21 protein-coding genes are annotated in these 19,269 nt (G+C 56.0%); 10 read left to right on the top strand and 11 right to left on the bottom strand.

What is annotated here, in order from left to right:
• Positions 1 to 57: 57 nt before the first annotated feature.
• Together Q0510_RS17985 and Q0510_RS17980 are read right to left on the bottom strand one after the other, a co-directional pair.
• Positions 58 to 1,152, bottom strand: a complete 1,095-nt coding sequence (locus Q0510_RS17985) for a histidine kinase (protein WP_298714970.1) — start codon at positions 1,150 to 1,152, stop codon at positions 58 to 60.
• Positions 1,136 to 2,125, bottom strand: a complete 990-nt coding sequence (locus tag Q0510_RS17980) for a histidine kinase (RefSeq protein WP_298714968.1) — start codon at positions 2,123 to 2,125, stop codon at positions 1,136 to 1,138. Before Q0510_RS17980 ends, Q0510_RS17985 begins: the two co-directional genes overlap by 17 nt.
• A gap of 228 nt (positions 2,126 to 2,353) precedes the next feature.
• Between Q0510_RS17980 and Q0510_RS17975 the strand changes: the two genes are divergently transcribed.
• The 4 genes from Q0510_RS17975 to Q0510_RS17960 all read left to right on the top strand — a co-directional run bounded on the left by Q0510_RS17975 (position 2,354) and on the right by Q0510_RS17960 (position 9,192).
• Positions 2,354 to 5,407: a TonB-dependent receptor gene (locus tag Q0510_RS17975; protein ID WP_298714966.1), complete on the top strand. Its 3,054-nt coding sequence runs from the start codon at positions 2,354 to 2,356 to the stop codon at positions 5,405 to 5,407.
• 10 nt (positions 5,408 to 5,417) lie between these two features.
• The gene (locus tag Q0510_RS17970; protein WP_298714964.1) at positions 5,418 to 6,743 is read left to right on the top strand and encodes a RagB/SusD family nutrient uptake outer membrane protein; all 1,326 of its coding nucleotides are present in this window, start codon (positions 5,418 to 5,420) and stop codon (positions 6,741 to 6,743) included.
• A gap of 115 nt (positions 6,744 to 6,858) precedes the next feature.
• Complete coding sequence (locus Q0510_RS17965; protein WP_298714963.1) at positions 6,859 to 8,007, top strand: TlpA disulfide reductase family protein; 1,149 nt, start codon at positions 6,859 to 6,861, stop codon at positions 8,005 to 8,007.
• Between the two features lie 12 nt (positions 8,008 to 8,019).
• Complete coding sequence (locus Q0510_RS17960) at positions 8,020 to 9,192, top strand: TlpA disulfide reductase family protein (RefSeq protein ID WP_298714962.1); 1,173 nt, start codon at positions 8,020 to 8,022, stop codon at positions 9,190 to 9,192.
• Between the two features lie 55 nt (positions 9,193 to 9,247).
• Here the strand turns inward: Q0510_RS17960 and Q0510_RS17955 are convergent, their stop codons facing one another.
• Positions 9,248 to 9,889, bottom strand: coding sequence for a response regulator transcription factor (locus Q0510_RS17955; RefSeq protein WP_298714960.1), 642 nt, complete (start codon positions 9,887 to 9,889; stop codon positions 9,248 to 9,250).
• A 212-nt stretch (positions 9,890 to 10,101) separates the two neighbouring features.
• On the opposite strand from Q0510_RS17955, the gene Q0510_RS17950 reads away from it, so the two are divergent.
• From Q0510_RS17950 to Q0510_RS17940, 3 genes are all read left to right on the top strand, one after another.
• Positions 10,102 to 10,491 carry a hypothetical protein gene (locus tag Q0510_RS17950; protein ID WP_298714958.1) on the top strand — a complete coding sequence of 130 codons (390 nt, stop codon included), beginning with the start codon at positions 10,102 to 10,104 and terminating at the stop codon, positions 10,489 to 10,491.
• A 128-nt stretch (positions 10,492 to 10,619) separates the two neighbouring features.
• Entirely contained in the window at positions 10,620 to 11,150 is a 531-nt protein-coding gene (locus Q0510_RS17945; RefSeq protein ID WP_298714956.1) for a GNAT family N-acetyltransferase, read from the top strand.
• 30 nt (positions 11,151 to 11,180) lie between these two features.
• On the top strand, positions 11,181 to 11,573 hold the full coding sequence (locus Q0510_RS17940; protein WP_298714954.1) for a DoxX family protein: 393 nt from the start codon (positions 11,181 to 11,183) through the stop codon (positions 11,571 to 11,573).
• Positions 11,574 to 11,575: 2 nt separating this feature from the next.
• On the opposite strand, the gene Q0510_RS17935 is transcribed toward Q0510_RS17940, so the two are convergent.
• On the bottom strand, positions 11,576 to 12,346 hold the full coding sequence (locus tag Q0510_RS17935) for a DUF3471 domain-containing protein (RefSeq protein WP_298714952.1): 771 nt from the start codon (positions 12,344 to 12,346) through the stop codon (positions 11,576 to 11,578).
• Between the two features lie 128 nt (positions 12,347 to 12,474).
• Here Q0510_RS17935 and Q0510_RS17930 point away from each other — a divergent pair, with 128 nt between their 5' ends.
• Positions 12,475 to 13,230, top strand: coding sequence for a class I SAM-dependent methyltransferase (locus tag Q0510_RS17930; protein ID WP_298714949.1), 756 nt, complete (start codon positions 12,475 to 12,477; stop codon positions 13,228 to 13,230).
• Between the two features lie 78 nt (positions 13,231 to 13,308).
• Here the strand turns inward: Q0510_RS17930 and Q0510_RS17925 are convergent, their stop codons facing one another.
• Both Q0510_RS17925 and Q0510_RS17920 read right to left on the bottom strand, forming a co-directional pair.
• Complete coding sequence (locus Q0510_RS17925) at positions 13,309 to 13,893, bottom strand: alkylphosphonate utilization protein (protein WP_298714947.1); 585 nt, start codon at positions 13,891 to 13,893, stop codon at positions 13,309 to 13,311.
• A 55-nt stretch (positions 13,894 to 13,948) separates the two neighbouring features.
• Positions 13,949 to 14,890, bottom strand: coding sequence for a dienelactone hydrolase family protein (locus Q0510_RS17920; RefSeq protein ID WP_298714945.1), 942 nt, complete (start codon positions 14,888 to 14,890; stop codon positions 13,949 to 13,951).
• Positions 14,891 to 15,002: 112 nt separating this feature from the next.
• Here Q0510_RS17920 and Q0510_RS17915 point away from each other — a divergent pair, with 112 nt between their 5' ends.
• Together Q0510_RS17915 and Q0510_RS17910 are read left to right on the top strand one after the other, a co-directional pair.
• Entirely contained in the window at positions 15,003 to 15,440 is a 438-nt protein-coding gene (locus Q0510_RS17915; RefSeq protein ID WP_298714943.1) for a hypothetical protein, read from the top strand.
• Between the two features lie 34 nt (positions 15,441 to 15,474).
• Positions 15,475 to 15,762, top strand: coding sequence for a DUF721 domain-containing protein (locus Q0510_RS17910; protein WP_298714941.1), 288 nt, complete (start codon positions 15,475 to 15,477; stop codon positions 15,760 to 15,762).
• Here the strand turns inward: Q0510_RS17910 and Q0510_RS17905 are convergent.
• From Q0510_RS17905 to Q0510_RS17885, 5 genes are all read right to left on the bottom strand, one after another.
• Positions 15,749 to 16,288, bottom strand: a complete 540-nt coding sequence (locus tag Q0510_RS17905; RefSeq protein WP_298714939.1) for a DUF4252 domain-containing protein — start codon at positions 16,286 to 16,288, stop codon at positions 15,749 to 15,751. The genes Q0510_RS17910 and Q0510_RS17905 overlap by 14 nt on opposite strands.
• Before the next feature lie 84 nt (positions 16,289 to 16,372).
• Positions 16,373 to 16,924 carry a DUF4252 domain-containing protein gene (locus Q0510_RS17900; RefSeq protein ID WP_298714937.1) on the bottom strand — a complete coding sequence of 184 codons (552 nt, stop codon included), beginning with the start codon at positions 16,922 to 16,924 and terminating at the stop codon, positions 16,373 to 16,375.
• A 52-nt stretch (positions 16,925 to 16,976) separates the two neighbouring features.
• Complete coding sequence (locus Q0510_RS17895; RefSeq protein WP_298714935.1) at positions 16,977 to 17,477, bottom strand: hypothetical protein; 501 nt, start codon at positions 17,475 to 17,477, stop codon at positions 16,977 to 16,979.
• On the bottom strand, positions 17,464 to 17,979 hold the full coding sequence (locus Q0510_RS17890) for an RNA polymerase sigma factor (protein WP_298714933.1): 516 nt from the start codon (positions 17,977 to 17,979) through the stop codon (positions 17,464 to 17,466). Before Q0510_RS17890 ends, Q0510_RS17895 begins: the two co-directional genes overlap by 14 nt.
• Positions 17,980 to 18,091: 112 nt before the next feature.
• Positions 18,092 to 19,150 carry an ABC transporter permease gene (locus Q0510_RS17885; RefSeq protein WP_298714931.1) on the bottom strand — a complete coding sequence of 353 codons (1,059 nt, stop codon included), beginning with the start codon at positions 19,148 to 19,150 and terminating at the stop codon, positions 18,092 to 18,094.
• Positions 19,151 to 19,269: the final 119 nt, after the last annotated feature.

Raw genomic sequence — 19,269 nt, 5'->3', positions numbered from 1 at the left:
AGCGATAGCTCAGGCATCTTCCTGATAAATTCCGTTATTACCTGTACGGCGAGCGGCTCATCGTCCACCACTATGCATTGAATGCCCATTTTCCCAGTGTATTTGCAGTGTGCTAGAATATTCGTTTTCTGTTTCGTCGACGGATAATTCGTACCGGCCCGGGTACACGAGTTCCAGCCGTTTCCTGACATTTACCAGCCCGATACCGCCCGTCTGGTCTTTCCGCTTACGGGTTTTGAAATTATGCACGGTAAACCCGAGCCCGTCGTCCCCGCATGCCAGTTCAATTTCCACCGGCTGCTCCGGCCGGTTGGCCACGCCGTGCTTGAAAGCATTCTCCACGAACGGCACCAGCAGCAGCGGCGCGATCTCATGCGCTTGCGGATCGCCGGTTACGCGCATCCGGACGCAGTCCTGGCAGCCCGTCCGCAGCCGCTGCATGGCGATGAAATCTTCCAGGTACTTCAGCTCGTCCGACAAGCGGGTGCGATATCCCGCCACCGGCGGCTGTTCAGTCATATATTCCAGGATCTGCGACAGCGTCTGCGCGGCGTCCACCACCTGCGGGGAACGCACCAGCGCGAGGCTGTAGATGCTGTTCAGGCTGTTCATGAGGAAGTGCGCGTTCAGCTGCATTTTCAGGATGGCGAATTCGGCGTCCTGCTTTTGCAGCGACAGCTGTTTCCTCCTTTTATCTTCCGCCAGCCACGCGAAAAAGAGCACGTACGCCAATGCAGCACAGAGCACCATGGCGTTGGTCCAGATTTCGGTGCGGGCGTATTGCCAGAAGCTCCGGAACACGGGCTGCCCGTCGCGGTACCCGCCCTGCAGGATTTCTTCCCGGAAGAACCGGTCGGCCACCGTCCATTTCACCAAAGTGGCTACTGTGACCAGCAGCAATAATTTCAAAATGAGCTGCCCCCATTTCCGCGACGAAAGGAACTGCGGGAAAACGAGCCTGATGGCGGAATAAAACAGCGCGAAATTGAGCAATCCGAACACGCCGCGGTTGATGTGCAGGTAGCGGAAGGTGGAAGGCGTGAACATTTTCGGCATGCCCAGCAGGGAAATGCCGTACATGAGGATCATCCACAGTACGAGCAGCGCGGCGAATTCGCGGAGGCGGTAGAAGCGGTCATGCCGGTCCTGCATACAGCGGCGTTTTAAACCGGCGGAATTCGCCGGAGCCCGGCAGCAGGAGCGCTAGGCGTTGCAGGAAGGTTGTTTTGGCGGAGGAGCTGAGCTCCAGCGCATCGGCGCCGATGTCGAGCCGGAGCACTACCGGGAGGCCGTCGTGCTGGCGGGCGAGCAGTTTCTCCGCCGCGGTCTGGAGCAGCAGCGGCGTCACGTACCGGGCCGTAGTGGGCCCGGTCATGTGCAGGCTTACCTGCTGGCGGGGAAAGAGGCGGTTATGCAGTTTCAGGTAGATGTTAAAATAGTAGAGCTCCCGGTCGAGGGGGGCTTTGTCGAGTTTCACGCCTTTATCGTACAGCATGTAACGCAGGAGCTCAGAAAGCTGGAGGATGGCTTCCGCGCCTTCCCCTTCCCTTTTCTCTTCGTTTTCCAGCATGGATTTGATGGCTTTCAGCTTGCGGAGCAGCAGGCCGGTGGATACCTGCATCTGGGAAAACTGTTTCCCCGCGGCGGCGGCTTCCAGCTCCAGGCGGCGGCTTTCGCGGTCGCCCGCGCGCCACATCAGGATCACGTAATAGGCATATGCCGCGATGCCGGCCAGCAGGCCCGTTTGCAGGCTCAGGCGCGTGTAGCTCCAGAAAGTATGGTAAGTTTTCTTGAACCCGATCATGGCGATGCCCATCTGGAGGATCTCGTCGGGGTAGAGATGCCCTACGCCGTATTTGACCATGCAGGCCCCGAGGATCACCGAGAAAGCAATGAGCGCCACCCGTGCCGCGCCTTTGCGGGCATGGAGGGGATAAACGTGGAAAGCCAGGATGTAAAACAGGTTGAAGTTGATGAACCCGTACAGGAAATACCGGGTAACGGTGTACCGCAGGCCGAGCGGGCTGTGGATGTTCCCTTTCAGCATCGGGAAAATGTACAGCACTATCAGCGCCATCCAGATGGCGAGGTGGATCCAGTACCTGTATGTTTTGGAGGGTGTCATGCGGAGCTAAGATACGCTATAACAGGGCTTTACGGGCGAAAAATTTTTCATCCCCGCCCATTGCCGGAATGTACCCGGTACGGGCCGGTTCGTACAGTTTTGCCTTCCGGAATGCAGTCGCCGGATTATTTTGGAGCGGTCATGAGGCTAGTTTGCATACGTCGAAAATCAACCGGAAGGAATAATCAACCAAGTCTTCAACCAATCATCTCTCAAACAGTAGCGATTATGAAACATGTCTATCTGCTATCTCTTGCCTGTATGTTGAGCATGGGCGCTTACGCCCAGCAGGTTATCAAGGGTACGGTGCGCGACTCGCTCACCAGGGCCCCCATTCCCGGCGCCACCATCAAAGTGGTCAACGGAACCGGCGGGGTTACCGCCAACGAAAAAGGGGAATTCGAGCTGCGCGTGCCTGCCAACGCCCAGCTCCGGATCTCATCCATCGGTTTCGAAACCGTGATGATCCCCGCCACGGCCGTCATCCGGCCCATTATGCTGACCACTTCCGCCCAGATGCTCCAGATGCCGGTGGTGATCGGGTATGGAACCCGCCAGCGGACCGCCGTGACCACCAGTATTTCCTCCATCGATTCGCGCAAGCTGGCGCCGGAAAACAATATCGTCAGCGATGTGGGCAAAGCCCTCCAGGGCCGCATCCCGGGTGTATTCGTAGCCTCCACTTCAGGCGCCCCGGGCTCTACGCCCAACATCCAGATCCGCGGCGTACAATCCGCCCGCGCGCAGGATGCCAATCCCCTCATCGTTATTGACGGACTGGTGATGGAAGGCCCCGGCATCTCGCTGAGCTCCATCAACCCGCAGGACATCGAAACCATCGACGTCCTCAAAGACGCTGCTTCCGCCGCCATCTACGGCGCCCGTGGCTCTTCCGGTGTGATCATCATCACCACCAAAAAAGGAAAACAGGGCCAGAAGCCCTACTTCACGGTGAACGCCTATACCGGCTTCAACAACGTACCCACCACCCGCCGCATGCTCAATTCTTCGGAATACGCATCCGCCTTTAACGATTCCCGCAACAACCGGGTCGCCGATATCGATGCCCAGCTGGCCAACCCCGACGGGCTCACGCCATTGCAGATCAGCCAGTTACAGAACGAGCGCAACAGGATGACCAGCCAGGTGGCCGATCTCAAAATGGCAGACCGCAGCACCGACTGGATCGACCGGGTGAAAAATCATAACGCGCCCCTGAACAACATCCAGGCCAGCATGAGCGGTGGCGGCGATAAATCCACATACTACATGTCGCTGGGCCGTTATGCGGAAACCGGCGCCATCGGTACCGGCCGCTTCGAGCGCTACACCGCTAAAATCGATGTGTCGCAGCAGGTAAACAACTGGCTCCGCCTGATGGGGAACATCAACCTGACGCAGTCGGTGAGCAAAGACAACTCCTACCCGCTCGTGAGCGCATTTAACGCCCGTCCGGATACCCCGGAAGAGCCGGTGCGCAATGCAGACGGTTCGCTGGGATATTATATTGGCCAGCAGCAGCACCCGTTGGGCGAAATGATGGAAAACAGGAATAAGAACCGCACGCAGACCTGGTTCGGGAACCTGGCGGCCGAACTGAAGCTGCACAAGAACCTGCAGTTCCGCTCTGCATTCGCCGCCAATAAATACAATACTTTCAACCGCGATTACCAGTCGCCGCTCGGTTACCTGGGCAAGTTCCAGAACGGTTACCTGAAAACGGGCGGTTCGGATAACTTCAACTATAACTTCGACAGCTATTTTACCTATACCAACCGCTGGAACAAGCTGGGCCTCACGGGAACGGCGGGTTATACGTTTTACAGCATTGAAACGAACGCATGGGGTTACGACCTCAACGGTTTCCCGCGGGTAGACGTGATCACCGGCGGCGCCGCCGCTTCCGCTTATGGCAGCACAGGCTCGATCGGCTCCCTGAACGGCAACTCCCTCGAAACATCCGAGGCTTACTTCGGCCGTTTGGCATTTGACTGGGACAATAAGTATATGCTCGGCGCGAGCCTCCGTACCGACGGTTCTTCCAAACTCCGCAAAGACAACCGGTATGCCTGGTTCCCCTCCGTTTCCGCAGGATGGGACGTGGCGCAGGAAGCGTTCATGCAGGACCAGAAGCTCTTCCAGTTCCTCAAGCTCCGCAGCAGCTACGGTATCAGCGGTAATATCCGCGCAGTAGCGAACTTCGCCACGCAACACCTCATGCAGGCTACATCCTACGTTGGCGAGCCCGCGCTCCGCACGCGCGACATGGTAGGCAACCCGAACATCCGCTGGGAAGAAACCAGGCAATTCGACGCGGGCATCGATGTTGGCATGTTCAACAACCGCGTTACACTGACGGCCGATTACTACAATAAATCCACCACCGGCCTGCTCAGCGTCCGCAACATACCCTGGGAATTCGGTGCGCAGACGCTGCCTTTCAACATCGGGGATATCCGTAACAAAGGTGTCGACCTGGAACTGGCCGTATCCAGCGCCCGCAATGCGCGGGTGAGCTGGAAAGTGGAAACCAACCTGAACTTCAACCGAAACGAAATCATCGCCCTTTCCGACTCCGTCCTGAGCTACGGCACCTTCATCTTCGGCGGCCCGCAATCGCAGGCGCGCGTCGGGCAGGCAGTAGGCTCCGTGCAGGTGTATAACTCCCTCGGCGTTGATCCCGCTACAGGGGATATGATCTATGAGGACCGGAATAAGGACGGAAAGTGGGACGCCAAGGATTACATCTTCGTGCCCATCGCCCTGCCGAAATTCACCGGCGGTACTACCCTTTCTGCCGGGTATAAAGGCGTATCCGTAGAGGCGCTTTTTTCTTATGTGGTAGGCACCAAGATCTACGACTACTACGAACAATCCCTCCGCAACTACGACCTCGACTGGTTCGGCGTAATGCCCAACAAATTCGAAATCGTGAACAGGCGCTGGCGCAAGCCCGGCGACGTAACAGACGTGCCCCGTGCCATTGCCGGCGCGCACGGTGCCGGCAAAACGGCGGACTGGAACTACCGTCCTTCCACGCAGTTCATCTACGACGCTTCCTACGTACGCCTCCGCAACCTCACTGTGGCTTATATGCTGCCCAAAAGGCTGCTCGACAAGGCTACTATCAGCCGCTGCAAAGTGTACGTGGCCGCACAGAACCTGTTTACGATCACCAAATACATCGGCTTCGATCCGGAAGCGGCTTCCAACTCCGGCATCGTTTCTTCCAACCTTCCCAATCCCAGGAGCATGGTGTTGGGCGTAGATCTGTCCTTCTAAAACATTCAACATGAAGAAATCATTTTTCCTCCATATATCCGCCTGCGCCATCCTGGGAATGGCTTCCTGCGCCAATAAACTGGACGTGCAACCCGATACGCTCGTTTCGCCTGACCAGGTGAACAGCGGCAACGTGGGACTGGTGCTCAACGCCACGAAACTCGCGCTGACCAACAATGCTTTTTATAATTATTACATCCTCACCGAGATCATGGGTGATGATGTGCAGACCGCCGGGATGCAGGGCTATGAATTATGCAACATCCCCGTAACCGATAACTCCCTGACCATCGCTTACCGTTACCCCTTTGCCTGCATCAATAACGCGAACGTGGTGATCCGTTATTACAATGGTCATACCGAAGAAGTCGCATTGCGGCCTATTGCCGGGGAAGCTTACCTGCTGAGGGCTTACGCCTACATGTTGCTGAACGAGCAGTTCGGCAAGGTAGCGATCATGGACGGAACGGAAGATCCGTTATCATACCCCGAAAGGCAATCCGAGGAGAAAGTAAAGGCGGAGATCGAAGCCAACCTCCTGAAAGCGGTGGAGTTGCTGCCAGATGCCGAAGGCAAGCCCCTGAAAGGCAATAAACAGGCCGCACAACTACTGCTGGCGCGCTTTTACCTGAACAACGGGAAGCTTGCCGAAGCGGGAAACCTGGCTAACGCCGTCATCAGCTCCGGCAAGTTCGCACTGCAGGACGAGAAGTTCGACGATATCTTCAAATACAATACTCCTTCGAAAGAAATGGTGTACGCCGTAGCCGAGGTATCTCCCGGAACCAACAACACCAAACAGGGGCTGCCGGGCGTGTTCGGTCCGGGTACTCCCCGCGCGGGCGGCGCTACGATCTGGATCGATTCCAACCTCGTAAAAACTTACGAGGACACCGATATCAGGAAGCCCTTCTTCACAAGGGCGAAAGGTTCGAGCATTACCGATACGGTGTGGTTCCTGGTGAAGTTTCCGGAAGAACTGCAGCCATCCTATCCCATCTGCCGCTACAGCGAGGCTTTCCTCATCGCCGCGGAAGCCAAAGCCAGAACGGGTACGGTGGATGTGACGCGGTATAACGAACTGCGCGCCAAACGCAAAGCTTCCCAGGTTGCCAACGGCGACTTCGCCGATGCGGCCGCTTTCCTCGACGCGATCGAGCTGGAACGGAGGAGAGAATTCGTTGGCGAACGCCACCGCTGGCAGGATATGCGCCGCTTCGGCAAAGCAATACCCTGGCTGGATGGGTTCCAGCAACCCGCCGGGCACGTGATCTTCCCCTTACCGGAAAGATTATTCACGCTCAATCCCACCCTCGAGCAGAACGATGATTATTAGTAAAATAAACCTAACAGGAATGAAGAACGCAATGTTGAGACCTGCTTTAATGGCGCTGCTGATGAGTCCGGCAGCGCTGATGGCCCAGAAGGCCAATTTGCCAAAACAAATCACGGTGAAAGGATCAGTGAAATTTGCCACGCCCGAAGGCCAGCCCCGCAAAATATGGCTGAGCCGGGATAACGGTACCGGCAAACCTACAGTAGTGGATTCCGTAGAGCTCGGTCCCGATCTGACCTACTCCTTCCGCATCAAACAAGACCATCCGGGTATTTACAAGCTGAACGTGATGTATTGGGACCATATCTCCTTTTGGAGCGATGCCGACGTGAAAGTGGCTTCCCGCGGGTACGACACGGCCAAAATTAAAATGAAGATCCCGCACTTCTATTTCGTGGAAGGCTCGTCCGACAACAACTTCATCAACCAGATGGAATTGAACAGCACCAACGGTTACCTCCGTTCGGTGGACGAATACAACCAGGAGTATTTCGCCAAGCAGCACAAGGAGAAAACCGGTGATTCCGCCTGGGCGAACTATTGGGTTGGCCGCCGGAAATATAATGATCTCCGTAAAGACCAGGATGAGCGCGAAGACCTGCTGATGAAAGTGTATAAAGACCGCCCTGTGCTCATTTATGCCCTCCGCAGCGCCGGCAGCCCGCACGATACCACGCAGTACGCGTCTACCCTCCGGCAGCTGGACCACCTCATCAAATTGTATCCCTGGCTAAGCGAGGCGAAAAACCTCAAGAACACCATCATCAGGAACCGCGCGCAGATGATGAAGCTCCAGCCCGGCCAGCCCGCACCTTCCATTTCCTACCCCGATAACTTCGGCAAGCTGCAGGGATTGGAAAAATACAAGGGGAAATATCTCCTGGTCGATTTCTGGGCGAGCTGGTGCGGCCCCTGCCGCCAGGCGATCCCGAAAGTGAAAGAGCTGCACGAACAATACAAGGCAAAAGGCCTCGAAGTAGTGAGCATTTCCATCGACACGGACAAGAAAGCCTGGGAAAAAGCCATGGCGGATGAAAATATGCCCTGGGAGCAACTTCTGAGCGACAACAAAGACAAAACCATGGAGCTTTACCAGTTCTCCGGCATCCCCACGCTTTACCTCATCGACCGCGAAGGCAAGATCGTCACCAAGTTCACCGGTTACAGCCCCGAAGCGGAAGCCACCGTCAAGCAGGCAATTGAAAAAGGCATCTCTGGGCAGGCCCAGCCGGAAAAGAAAGTCATAAAGGCAATGTCCATGTAATAATAGAAAGTCATGCAGAAAACAATCTTATCGGTAATAGCGATAGCGGCCGCTTTGCAGGTGTCAGCGCAGCAAAAATATACAGTGGACCTTTATTTGGCCGGCCAGGAAGGGCATAAATTGACGCTGAGCTATGTTACCAAAGGCCAAAGGCATTCGGATACGGCCGAGCACCTGCCTGATGGCGGTTTCCGTTTCAGCGGGGAAATCGCGGAGCCGGTAGTGGCGGTGGTGTTTAACAGTCACCCCGGTACAAAGTTCCAGATGTCTCAGGGCGGGATGTTCATACCCGGCCCGTTATTGGAGTTCGTGCTGGAAGATGGGCGCACCACCATCAAGGGCACTTCCGAAAAGTCGTACATGGCGCTGGCCAAAGGCGGCAAGCTCAACACGGAATTCGCGAAGCTCCATGCCCGGGAATTGCCGCTGATCGAAAAGAAATGGGAACTGACGAAGGAAGGCGCCATCGCTTTCAGGAACGGCGATACGGCAAGGTCCAAAGCCTGCAGGCAGGAGGCAAGCGCGCTGGATGGGAAAAAGAATGAATTGCGGAAGGCGTATATCGCCAATCATCCCGGTTCCTTCGTGAGCATGTACCTGCTGGCCATTCTTTACGAGGAATATACGCCGCAAGCGTATGCCGAAGCGTACGGTAAGCTCGCTTCCTCCTGGAAGCCCTCGTTCTACGGCCAGCTTATCGCCAGCAAGATCGAAAGCACCCGCGCCACGGCGCTCGGCATGCAGGCGATCGATTTCACGAAAAAGGATATCCAGGGGAATGACTTCACGCTGTCGTCCCTCAAAGGGAAATACGTGCTGGTCGACTTCTGGGGCAGCTGGTGCGGCCCCTGCCGCGCAAGCCACCCGCACATGCGCAAGCTGTATGAGCATTACAAGCCGAAAGGACTGGAAATCGTTGGCATCTCCGAAGAAAAAACGGAGAAGATCGCTGACGCGGAAAAGTTCTGGAAAGGTGCCGTGGAAAAGGACGGCATCAACTGGCTGCACGTGATGAACAATTATGGCAAAGCGGATTTCGACCTGGTGCAGAAGTACGGCATCACCGGCTTTCCTACCAAATTCCTCCTCGACCCCCAGGGTAAAATTGTCTGGAAGCTCGTGGGCGGCGGCAAGGAAAGCGAAGACCAGCTCGACGCGAAACTGAAAGAATTATTAGGCCAATAACACGGTTGGTATGATAAGCAGGAAAAAGGGGCGCTCCAGGGCGTTCCTTTTTTCTTTAAGACTGGATGAGCCCCTGCTGCACAGCCAGCCGGATCATTGACGCCACGTTGGGCGATCCGAATTTCTGCAGGAGGTTTTTACGGTGCGTTTCTACGGTAAGCGGGCTGAGATGCAGCATGGAAGCGATGTCTGTAGTTGTTTTACCGTCGGCGATGAGCAGCAGGATTTCTTTTTCGCGCCGGGTGAGCTGCGGCATGTCGCGAAGCTCGGTTGCGGAGGGTTTGGCCATGATCTCGCGGACGGCTTTGCTGAAGGTGAGCAGTCCTTCGTGCGCTTCGCGGATGCAGCGGATAAGCTCATCGGCCGCCACGTTCTTCAGCAGGTAGCCGGAAGCGCCTTGCTGGAGCATCTGCAGGATCATGCTCCGTTCGGAATGGTTACTGAGGGCGAGGATGCGGGTGGCGGGCGCAATGTTGCGGATCTCGCGGCAGAGGTCGAGGCCGCTGGCATCCGGCAGGGCGATGTCAAGTAAAAGAATATCGGCATGGGAAGACTGTAAAAATTCCAGGCACTCGCGGCCGCTGCCGAAGCAACCGGCGATCTCCATGCCGGGGGCCGCTTCCAGCAATTTCTGTAATCCTTCTAAAATCAGCGGATGGTCGTCGGCAATGGCGATCTGGATGGCTTGTGAGGACATGGCGTAAACGGGTTGGATGCTTTCCCGGGCCCAAAAATATCAATAAATCGCAAGGAAGCGCCATCGCCGCCCGAAACTACCGGAAAACAGGTAGGAAATTTCACCCGGTTGGAGGTATTGAAGCAGGCCTAACGGGGTTTTACTTTTGTGATGCGCAGCATATCCATGCGCCGCGGCGCTGCTAACCATTACCATTTAAAACAAACGATTATATGAAATCATTTAAATTGTTCCTGTTGCCGTTGTTAGCCCTATCGATCGGCCTGGCCGCCTGCGGCGGGAAAGACAAGGACCCCACCCCCGGGGGCTCCGCGAAGAAAGTGCAGTTCAAGGCCACCGCCAGCGCGGGCGTGCAGTTGTATTCCGCGTTGTATGGCTACGACCAAACGGTCACTTCCATCACCAGCATCGGCGGCACTACCTGGTCGAGCCCTGTGATCGACGTACCCGCGTCTGCCAGGGCCGGCACCTGCGTAGTGGGGGCGGTTGGCGCGAATGCGCAATCCACGCTGAAAGTGGAGATGTTCGTCAACGGAGAGCTGGTGAAAACGGGCACTGCTTCTGGCACGGCGCTTTCCGCGGGCACCAACCTGGTGTTCTAAAATATCCGGGGTATCTGCCGTTATCGCCAAACGGTTTGTAAAGCCGGCCGGGTTCGCGGCCGGCTTTCGCTTTTTCGTTGAACGGAGTGATGATTTTGATTAAATTGAGGAAAGAAACCTCCGCTGCCATGTACCCTGCCGACTTCCGCATCCGCCCGCTCGCCAACGATGAAACCACATTGTCCGCATTAACCGCATTGCTGATGGAAACGGTGGCCCATGGCGGGTCCGTGAGTTTCATGCACCCATTGCCGGAACCGGAAGCCAGGGCCTTCTGGCAGGGATCATTAACGGCGGCGGCAAAAGGCGGGCGTATCATTTTAGGGGCTTTCGACGAAGCAAGCCATCTCGCAGGCACGGTTACGCTCCTGCTCGACCTGCCGCCCAACCAGCCCCACCGCGCGGAGATCGCCAAGATGATGACCGGCGTGTCCTACCGCGGAAAAGGCATAGCCCGCGCGCTGCTGGCCGAAGCGGAAAGTCTGGCGCTTCAGCACGGGCGCACTCTTCTCACCCTGGATACGGCGGAAGACGAAGGCGCCGCCGGGCTCTACGAAAAAGCAGGCTATCAACGGAGCGGCGTCATCCCCGACTTCGCACTCAAGCCCCACGGCGGTCTCACAGGTACCATCATCTTCTGGAAACGCCTCCGTTCCTGATCAATTTATCCATTCCTCAAATTCCTTCCCATGCGGTTCCCTTTTCTCCCGATGCGGTACGCTATGTTGCTATTGCGTATAGCCATCGCTGTTGTATTCATCGCGCATGCTGTGGTGCGCATCGGCAACGGTACCATTCCCCGCTTCGGGGAATTCCTGGAAAGCAAGGGCTTTCCGGCAGGTGTAGTGCTGGTTTGGATGATCACGGTATTCGAGATCGCAGGCGGCCTGTTGCTCGCGGTGGGGACGTTTGCCCGGTGGGTGGCAGCAGGGTTCATTTTGCTCCTGCTGTCGGGCATCGCTATCATCCATGCGGAGCTGGGCTGGTTTGTCGGGGAACACGGGACCGGGGGCTGCGAATACAGTTTCGTCCTCATCATGGCTCTCCTCGCGGTTGCCGCTGAGGATAAGGAACGCGTCTGAGGTCAGGGCGCCTTTACCAGTTTTTCCACCTCCTGCCCTTTCTCACTGACCGCCATTCCCGTCACTTTCCCTTGCGCATCGCGCGTAAAGGTGAATGTCAGGTCCCTTTCTTTGGAAAAAAATACGTCTTGCCGCTCCGGGAACAGCGACATGGGGGCGCGCGCCGTATGCAGCACCAACCAACCATCTTCGGCAGTAATGGTAAGCGCATTTTCCGGGCCCTGGTATTTCCCCGCATAAGCCTTCAATTCTGATTTCTTCAGTTCCAGCGTTTTCCGCGTATTCTCGTACGGAGCAGGACCATGATCGAAACTCAGTATCCGCGCCATCTTCCATTTGCCATCCTGCAACAGCAACAAATGCGTAAACTTCGCGAGCCCGTCGCGGTACTCGTTTTTGTTTTTCAGAATATAGAAATAATGGCTGCCGCCGATAATAGCGCCGTACAACGTATCGTTCTTTCTTAAAGGAAATGCCATCACCGTACCGGGAACCGCTTCGCGGCGCAGGCTGAAATCGTTGCCGGGCTTGCACAGGCCGTTGGTAAAGCTTTTCATCATCGCGTCTGCCCCGAAAGTTGGGCCGCCTTTGTCGTGGTAAAACTCCACATCGTCCGTCAGCATGGGACGTATTTGGGAAAGGTTGCAGGTATTATAGCATTGCCAGAAAAGGCTGTCGGCCGCCAGCACGGCTTTGGTGACCTCCGCGTCGGATTGCGCATGGGTTAACGAACAAACCAGCAGGGCGATGAGGGTTAAAATGGTACTTTTCATGTTAAAAGAGGTTAAAAAATGACGTGGATATAATATTACAGCAAACAACCCGAACTTTTAATTGTTACAGTAGGTTTAACAAGGGAAATTTCAGACATGAGAAGAAAGCCCGGAAATAACCATCACACATGAAAAACACCGAACGTTTCAGCGGAAGGGCTGAACATTACATCAAATACCGCCCGCATTACCCGCATGCGATCATCGCCTGCCTGGAAGAAGCAGCCTGCCTGACCAAAGATTCCGTCGTAGCGGATATCGGCTCGGGAACGGGCATTTCCTGCCTGCCTTTCCTGGAAAACGGAAACCCCGTGCTGGCCGTAGAGCCCAATACTGAAATGCGCGAAGCCTCCGAACGCCTGCTCCACGGGCACCCGGGGTTCCGGGCCATAGCGGGCACGGCGGAAAAAACCACCCTGGAAGACGGTTCCGCCGATCTCATCGTGGCCGGACAAGCCTTCCATTGGTTCCATGGCAGCGCCGCCAGGAATGAATTTGTCAGGATCGGCCGGCCGGGCGCCTGCACCGTGCTCATGTGGAACGAGCGGGATATACAAGACCAGCTCGGCAAGGAATACGACGCCCTCCTGGAAGCCAATGCGGTGGATTACCGCGAAACCAACCACCGCAATGTGGGGCCCGCCCAGCTGTCGGCCTTTTACTCTCCTTCCGTGTACAGCGCCCATACCTTCAGCAACGCGCAGCAGCTGGACCTGCAGGGCCTGAAAGGCAGGATGCTGTCCGCCAGCTACGCCCCCCAGCCCGGGCATCCCCGGTATGCGCCGATGATCAGCCAGCTGGAAGACCTGTTCGCCAAATATGCCAGAAACGGCCTGGTGAAATTTATGTACACCACCCGCCTCTATATCGGCCAGCTGACCTGATGCAACGAATTCCATGTATAAAAAAAGGCGCCCCCTGTGTACTAAGGAGGCGCCTTTTATATGCTTGCGAAATCAAGGTCATGCGTTTTGCTTGCGGACATATTTGGTGAGGATCACGATCACCTGTCCTTCGATCTTCCCTTCGATCTGCTCCGTGTTCTCTTCCACCAGGCGGATGTTCTTTACCACCGTTCCCATTTTGGCATTCAGGGTAGAACCTTTCACATCCAGGGATTTGGTGAGCACCACCGTATCGCCATGCTGGAGCACGGCGCCGTTGCTGTCTACATGTAGTTCCACCACATCGTCGTTCTCATGATCGCCGGAAGCCTTCGCCCAGGCGAGCGCTTCTTCGTCGAGGTACATCATGTCGAGCTGTTCTGCCGCCCAGGTTTCGTTGCGGAGGCGGTTCAGCATGCGCCAGGATACCACTTGCACGGCGGGCGCCTCGCTCCACATGGAGGTGGTGAGGCATTGCCAGTGCTGCGGGTCCAGGGGCGCTTTACGCTCCAGCTGGGCGCGGCATTTGTCGCAGGCAACGATCTCCGCGTCGCGGCGGGATTCGGGGGAAAAGGGAACTTCGTACACGGACGGTCCTTCCGTGGCGGAGCACAGTTCGCAGCTGTTATTGCTGCGTGCTTTCAGATCTTCAGGCAGTTTCATTTGCGTCTTAGCTTTGTCGAAGGCGCAAAGGTACGATTTTCCTTCCGCTTGCTCCCTACTTCACTTTTTTGAACTGCTCCTGGTCGCGGGCGCGCAGCACGAAACCGTCTTTATTGAACAGTACATCCACCGGCGATCTTTCGTCCCAGAAAAACACTGTTTCCGAAGCAGGCTTCAATGTTTCCTGGTGATTGCCGGCTTTCAGCTGCAACCCGTTTGCCAACGGTGTAATCACCACCGTGTCCCGATTGCCGCCCCGCACATAGGTGCCGGCCAGTTTGGCCAGTTTCCCGGCATCCACGCTCACCGGTTGGAAGCGGTGGCGCTTTTGGGCCAGCAGCCAGGTGTAGAGACTGTCGTTGTTATAGGTTTCCGTCCAGCTGTCGTGCCCTGCTTCGGGGTACACCGTAAACTTCACGCCCGGCTGATAGGGTTTCAGCGCGTCGATCATACGCGCGCTGGCACTGAGTTGCACCACGTTGTCTTTCGCGCCGTGAAAGCACCAGACGGGCACGTAGCGCATCTTCCAGGCCGATTCCGGCTGCCCGCCGCCGCAGATGGGCACAAGGGCCGCCAGCTCATTGGGATAGCGCGATGCAAATTCCCAACTGCCGAAACCGCCCATGCTCAGGCCGGTCATATACACGCGTTCGGCGTCCACGCGGTGGTTCTTTTTCAGGTCGAGCAGCAGTTTATGCAGCATGCCCGGGTCCCAGCCGCCCTGGTCGGATTGGGGTGATACTACTATAAAAGGGAATTTCTTGCCTGCATCAATGAGCCTGGGAGGGCCATGCGCCTTTACCTTTTCCAGGTCCATCCCGCTCTCGCCGGAGCCATGGAGAAAGATCAGCAATGGCCACCGGCGGGCGGTGTCTGCATCATATCCTTCCGGCAATGCCAGCAGGTAGCGCAATTCAACGGTTAATTTGGCGGGCGACTGCTGAGCGGCCGCATGCAGGCCCAGCAATAGCAACAGGGGAACAAATAGATGCTTCATAACAGGAATTTACGCATTCCCCGGGGCTTTCTCATACAGCCGGCAAAGTATTTTTCGGTAGGAAAGATTGGCATGGCCCGGATATTGCGGAATTCAGGGAAACCACATCACCATGGACAAGATCAAAGCTTTTTTCCAGGCATACGAACAACGGTTCATGGACGGCCTTTCCGGCAGGCCGCAGGACGTAGAAGCCTTCGCAGGCGCATTCGCGGACTATTTCGTGGAATCATCTGCCGTAGGCGTGCAGGGCGGGAGAAACGATAATGCCTTCCGGAAGGCGATGACCGATGGCTACGAATATTATCGGAACATCGGCACCAAAACCATGCAAATGACCGGCCTCGACGTCACCAAAATCAATGATACCCATTGCGTGGCGAAGGTACATTGGGATTCCACTTACGATAAAAAGGGAGAAACCGTGCGGATCGAATTCGACGTCTGGTACATGCTGACTTCCGTTTCCGGCGACTACAAAATATTTGCATACGTTACCGGAGATGAACAGAAAGTGCTGCGCGAACATGGTTTGATACCGGAAAGTTGATGGCGTCCCCGAAAATTGTCGCTACATTTGCGTCATGCGAAACAATCTTGTCAGTATGGGCGACGCCCTGCGGGAGTATCTCAATAAAAGCCGTCTCAAACCGCGCCTCATGGAAGTGCGTATCCAGGAAAACTGGGAGCAGGTGGTGGGTAAAACCATCGCGAGATACACCGAAAGCGTTCATCTGTACGATGGCAAGCTGGTGATCGTAACCACCGTTGCGCCCCTCAAACAGGAGCTGAATTATTCCAAAGACCGGATCGCCGGGCTGGTGAATGATATGCTGGGGGAAAAAGTGGTGACGGAAGTTATAATCCGTTAACGGCGGCGATTTTCACATCGTTCTCCGACAGTTTGTTGACGATGCGGGAGATATCGTCCATCGTCAGTTTGGTTCGCAGGTGCAGCATCAACATTTCTCCTTCATCCTGCACGAGCACTACAAGATTATCGATCCTGTCTTCATTTTTGCCATTGCTTAGCAGGTGGATATTGCTGTTTTTACGCCGCACTTCCGCCAGTGATTCGAACTGGTTATCTTTTTCGAGCCGGGATTTCAGCTCGGATATCGTTTCATTGGAAATCATCCCGAAGTCCATATCGATGGCATAGAGCCGCAGGCTCCTCACCTTCTTCAATGCCCATTTGATGTCTTTCATCTCCCCGTCGAAGGCGCGGTTGGGGATGAACCAGCTCACGACCCGGAACGGGAAGAACCCCAGGCCCAGGCGGTGCGTTTCAGCCACGGAGTAATGTTCCCTGGTGAACTGCCGTAAGGTTTTGCGTTGCGCGGTAGCCGTGGCGGCAGTGAGGATGAAAGCGGAGGCGATGATAATGGAGCGGATCATGGATGTTCGTTTTTTTCAGGTAAAGGATGGATGGAAGGAAAAGCGGCCGCGGATGGAAGACGGCGGCTTGTCCGGTTCATAAGGTCATTTCTTGCCTTTGGGACCTTTCGGCCCTTTGCTGTCGAGCTTGCCCAGGTTTTCGAACCCGTCGATGTTCATGTTGCCCGCGATCTCGGAAATCTCTTCGATGGAGAAATCTCCCATCAGCAGCAGGGCCAGGAACTCGTTCGTACTGCCTACGAGCATCACCAGTTCGGCGATATTGCCTTTGGCGTTTTCGCGGACCATGAACTTCAGGTCGGTGTCTTTGTCGCGCAGGCTCATCAGTTCTTCCATACCCGATGTCAGGAACTGGGCGGCTTCGCGATACAGGCGCTGGCCGTCTTTAGTGTCTTCCTTGATCAGGATGCGAAGGCCTTTCAGCTTGCTGGCCAAAGACAGTACCTTCTTTGCGTCTGGGTCATCTGCACTCACTTTCGAAAACATGGAAAACATTTTCGGTGTGATGTTGATGACGGTGAAAGACTGGTCGTTCTGATACTTCTGGAAGAACTTGTCGATGGTGGTTTGCGCCAGGGCCAGCTGGCTGCTGCACAATAGGCATAGTAAGGCGACCAGTGGAATGAGACGTTTCATGTGAGAAAAATTAGTGAATCAATCAAGGTTATAATCATACTAGAATGGGCGGTTAGTTTTTGCCTTCCACGATGCTGGTGGCTTCGTTGAAATAGGCGATTTTCTGCATTTCGTTCTTGCCGCGGTTCAGGTTTTTGGACAGCAGCTGCAGCGCGCGTTGCGTTTGCTCATACGCCAGTTTCGGATCGGAATACGTATCGGCGAATGCCATGGCGTCCGTCTTTTTATCCCGGAAGCTGTCTGCCGAATAGAGCAGTCCTGCCGCTACGAGCACCGCGGCCGCGTATTTCATCCAGCCCTGCCAGAGGGAGCGGACGATGGCGGGGTGCTGCGGTTCGTCCCAGGGAGCGGGCTTGTCGGTGAACAGTTCGGGCATGTCGGGCACGGCGCTGCAATCGTTAAAGTATTGGAACAGGGGCGCCGCTTCCTGGAGATCTGCCGGCAACTTCCCTTCATGGCCGGCGTAAAACACGCGCAGCTCCGCTTCCTCTTCTTCCGTGCTCTCGCAGGCCCAGTACTTGTTCAGTAATGCCCTGATGTCATTGTATTCCATATACTTGCAGGTTTTGTAACTGCTCGCGCACGGTTTTCCGCGCGCGGTGCAGGTTGATTTTTACTTCCGCCAGGCCGATTTCCAGCATGTCGGCAATTTCCTGGTAACTCAATCCATCCATATCCCGGAGCTGCAGCACAGTCCGGTATTTCTCCGGCAGCCTGGCAATAGCCGCGTGGACCCGCCGCATCACGTCGCTTTTTTCGGCGTGCTGGTGCGGGCTCTGGTGTACCGAGGGCACTTCGCCCGCCCGGTCCAGATCGTCGGTGATCCGGTATTTGCGGCTCTTCAACCGGTCGAGCGCAACGTTCCGCGTGATCCGCATGCACCAGGCTTCCAGGCTTTGCAGCTCCGGCATCTTCTCCCGGTTGTTCCACACCCGGATGAAGGCATCCTGGACAACATCCTTCGCATCCTCCTCATTACCGAGCAGGCGGAAAGCAAAGCAGTAAAGCTTTTGCCTGAAAGGAAGGATGAGGGACTGAAATGCGCTGGATGTCATATTGGTTTTTAGAATGGCAGAAGGAGGCGGTTCCTTCATTGTTACAAAAAGAAGACGACTGCCAAAAACGTTTGTTACAAAATAAAAGGAAAATTTTTTCCGGAGCTGTAAATCAATTAGTTAGTCTGATGCGCGGGTCGATAAGGCTGTAGAGGAGGTCTGCCAGCAGGTTGATGATCACGAAAATGCCGGCGGTAAACAGCACGGCGCCCATCACTACGGGGAAATCGAATTTCTCCAGGGCGTCTACCGTCACCTTGCCGATCCCCTTCCACCCGAAGATATATTCCACGAAAAACGCGCCGGCCAGCAGTTCGGCAAACCAGCCGGTAATGGCCGTGATCACGGGATTGAGCGCATTGCGGAGCGCATGCCCGAACAGCACCGCCCGGCGGCGGAGCCCCTTGGCGTAGGCCGTACGGATGTAATCCTGGTTCAGCACGTCCAGCATGGCGCTGCGCGTGAGCTGCACGATAATGGCCAATGGCCGGATGCCCAGGGTGAGCGCGGGCAATACCAGGTTCCCCAGGTTCAGCACCCGGCCCCGGAAGGGATCAATGTCGTAAAGGCTCCCGGTCATATGAAGCCCCGTCCAGTCCGCCAGCACAAACCCGAACAGGTAGGCCAGCACGATCCCCGCGAAGAACGAGGGCGCCGATATGCCGGTCACGCTCGCGAAAACGGCCCCTGTATCCATCCAGGTGTTCTGTTTCACGGCCGACAGTACCCCCAGCCCGATGCCCGCCACGGTCGCAAAGATCATGGCGGCCAGCGCCAGCACCAGGGTGCCGGGCAATGCCTCCGTGAGGATCTCCCACACCGGTTTCTTGCTCTGGTAGCTGCGGCGGAGGTTGGGCGTCTTCAACACCAGGTCACTGGCTTCCCCAACGGGAAACAGGGCCAGCGCGCCCGGGGTTTCCTTGTATTCGGTGCCGGACAATACGCCGATGGGCGACAGGTCATTTACATAATAAAGAAACTGTACGCCCACCGGCTTGTCCAAATGCAATTCCTTCCGCACGTTCTCCAGGCTGGCCACATCGGTCCGCTGCCCCAGCGTCATCCGCGCCGGATCGGCGGGCAACACGTTGAACAGCAGGAACACGACGCCCACCACCCCGAAGAGCACGAGCAGGCCGTAGCCCGTTTTACGGAAGAAAAATCGCAGCATTAGCTTACGGAATATCGTTATAATGATACTTGGCTTTGATGGTGCCTTTATCCAGGATGATCAGGCAGGGATTGCTGCGGCCGGCCGTTTTAATGGCGGTACCGTCCATCTGCAGGAAA

The sequence above is a fragment of the uncultured Chitinophaga sp. genome (assembly GCF_937874145.1).
In the GTDB taxonomy this organism is placed as follows: Bacteria; Bacteroidota; Bacteroidia; order Chitinophagales; family Chitinophagaceae; genus Chitinophaga.
Note: the sequence above shows the minus strand (reverse complement) of the source record. Positions and strands in the feature narration are given on the sequence as shown.

Coding starts and splice junctions, on each gene's coding strand:
- Q0510_RS17910 (WP_298714941.1), top strand. CDS start 15,475: ATGCGAAACAATCTTGTCAGTATGGGCGACGCCCTGCGGGAGTATCTC.
- Q0510_RS17905 (WP_298714939.1), bottom strand. CDS start 16,288: ATGATCCGCTCCATTATCATCGCCTCCGCTTTCATCCTCACTGCCGCC.
- Q0510_RS17900 (WP_298714937.1), bottom strand. CDS start 16,924: ATGAAACGTCTCATTCCACTGGTCGCCTTACTATGCCTATTGTGCAGC.
- Q0510_RS17950 (WP_298714958.1), top strand. CDS start 10,102: ATGAAATCATTTAAATTGTTCCTGTTGCCGTTGTTAGCCCTATCGATC.
- Q0510_RS17955 (WP_298714960.1), bottom strand. CDS start 9,889: ATGTCCTCACAAGCCATCCAGATCGCCATTGCCGACGACCATCCGCTG.
- Q0510_RS17945 (WP_298714956.1), top strand. CDS start 10,620: ATGTACCCTGCCGACTTCCGCATCCGCCCGCTCGCCAACGATGAAACC.
- Q0510_RS17930 (WP_298714949.1), top strand. CDS start 12,475: ATGAAAAACACCGAACGTTTCAGCGGAAGGGCTGAACATTACATCAAA.
- Q0510_RS17940 (WP_298714954.1), top strand. CDS start 11,181: ATGCGGTTCCCTTTTCTCCCGATGCGGTACGCTATGTTGCTATTGCGT.
- Q0510_RS17915 (WP_298714943.1), top strand. CDS start 15,003: ATGGACAAGATCAAAGCTTTTTTCCAGGCATACGAACAACGGTTCATG.
- Q0510_RS17920 (WP_298714945.1), bottom strand. CDS start 14,890: ATGAAGCATCTATTTGTTCCCCTGTTGCTATTGCTGGGCCTGCATGCG.
- Q0510_RS17980 (WP_298714968.1), bottom strand. CDS start 2,125: ATGACACCCTCCAAAACATACAGGTACTGGATCCACCTCGCCATCTGG.
- Q0510_RS17975 (WP_298714966.1), top strand. CDS start 2,354: ATGAAACATGTCTATCTGCTATCTCTTGCCTGTATGTTGAGCATGGGC.
- Q0510_RS17885 (WP_298714931.1), bottom strand. CDS start 19,150: ATGCTGCGATTTTTCTTCCGTAAAACGGGCTACGGCCTGCTCGTGCTC.
- Q0510_RS17985 (WP_298714970.1), bottom strand. CDS start 1,152: ATGCAGGACCGGCATGACCGCTTCTACCGCCTCCGCGAATTCGCCGCG.
- Q0510_RS17925 (WP_298714947.1), bottom strand. CDS start 13,893: ATGAAACTGCCTGAAGATCTGAAAGCACGCAGCAATAACAGCTGCGAA.
- Q0510_RS17960 (WP_298714962.1), top strand. CDS start 8,020: ATGCAGAAAACAATCTTATCGGTAATAGCGATAGCGGCCGCTTTGCAG.
- Q0510_RS17970 (WP_298714964.1), top strand. CDS start 5,418: ATGAAGAAATCATTTTTCCTCCATATATCCGCCTGCGCCATCCTGGGA.
- Q0510_RS17890 (WP_298714933.1), bottom strand. CDS start 17,979: ATGACATCCAGCGCATTTCAGTCCCTCATCCTTCCTTTCAGGCAAAAG.
- Q0510_RS17935 (WP_298714952.1), bottom strand. CDS start 12,346: ATGAAAAGTACCATTTTAACCCTCATCGCCCTGCTGGTTTGTTCGTTA.
- Q0510_RS17895 (WP_298714935.1), bottom strand. CDS start 17,477: ATGGAATACAATGACATCAGGGCATTACTGAACAAGTACTGGGCCTGC.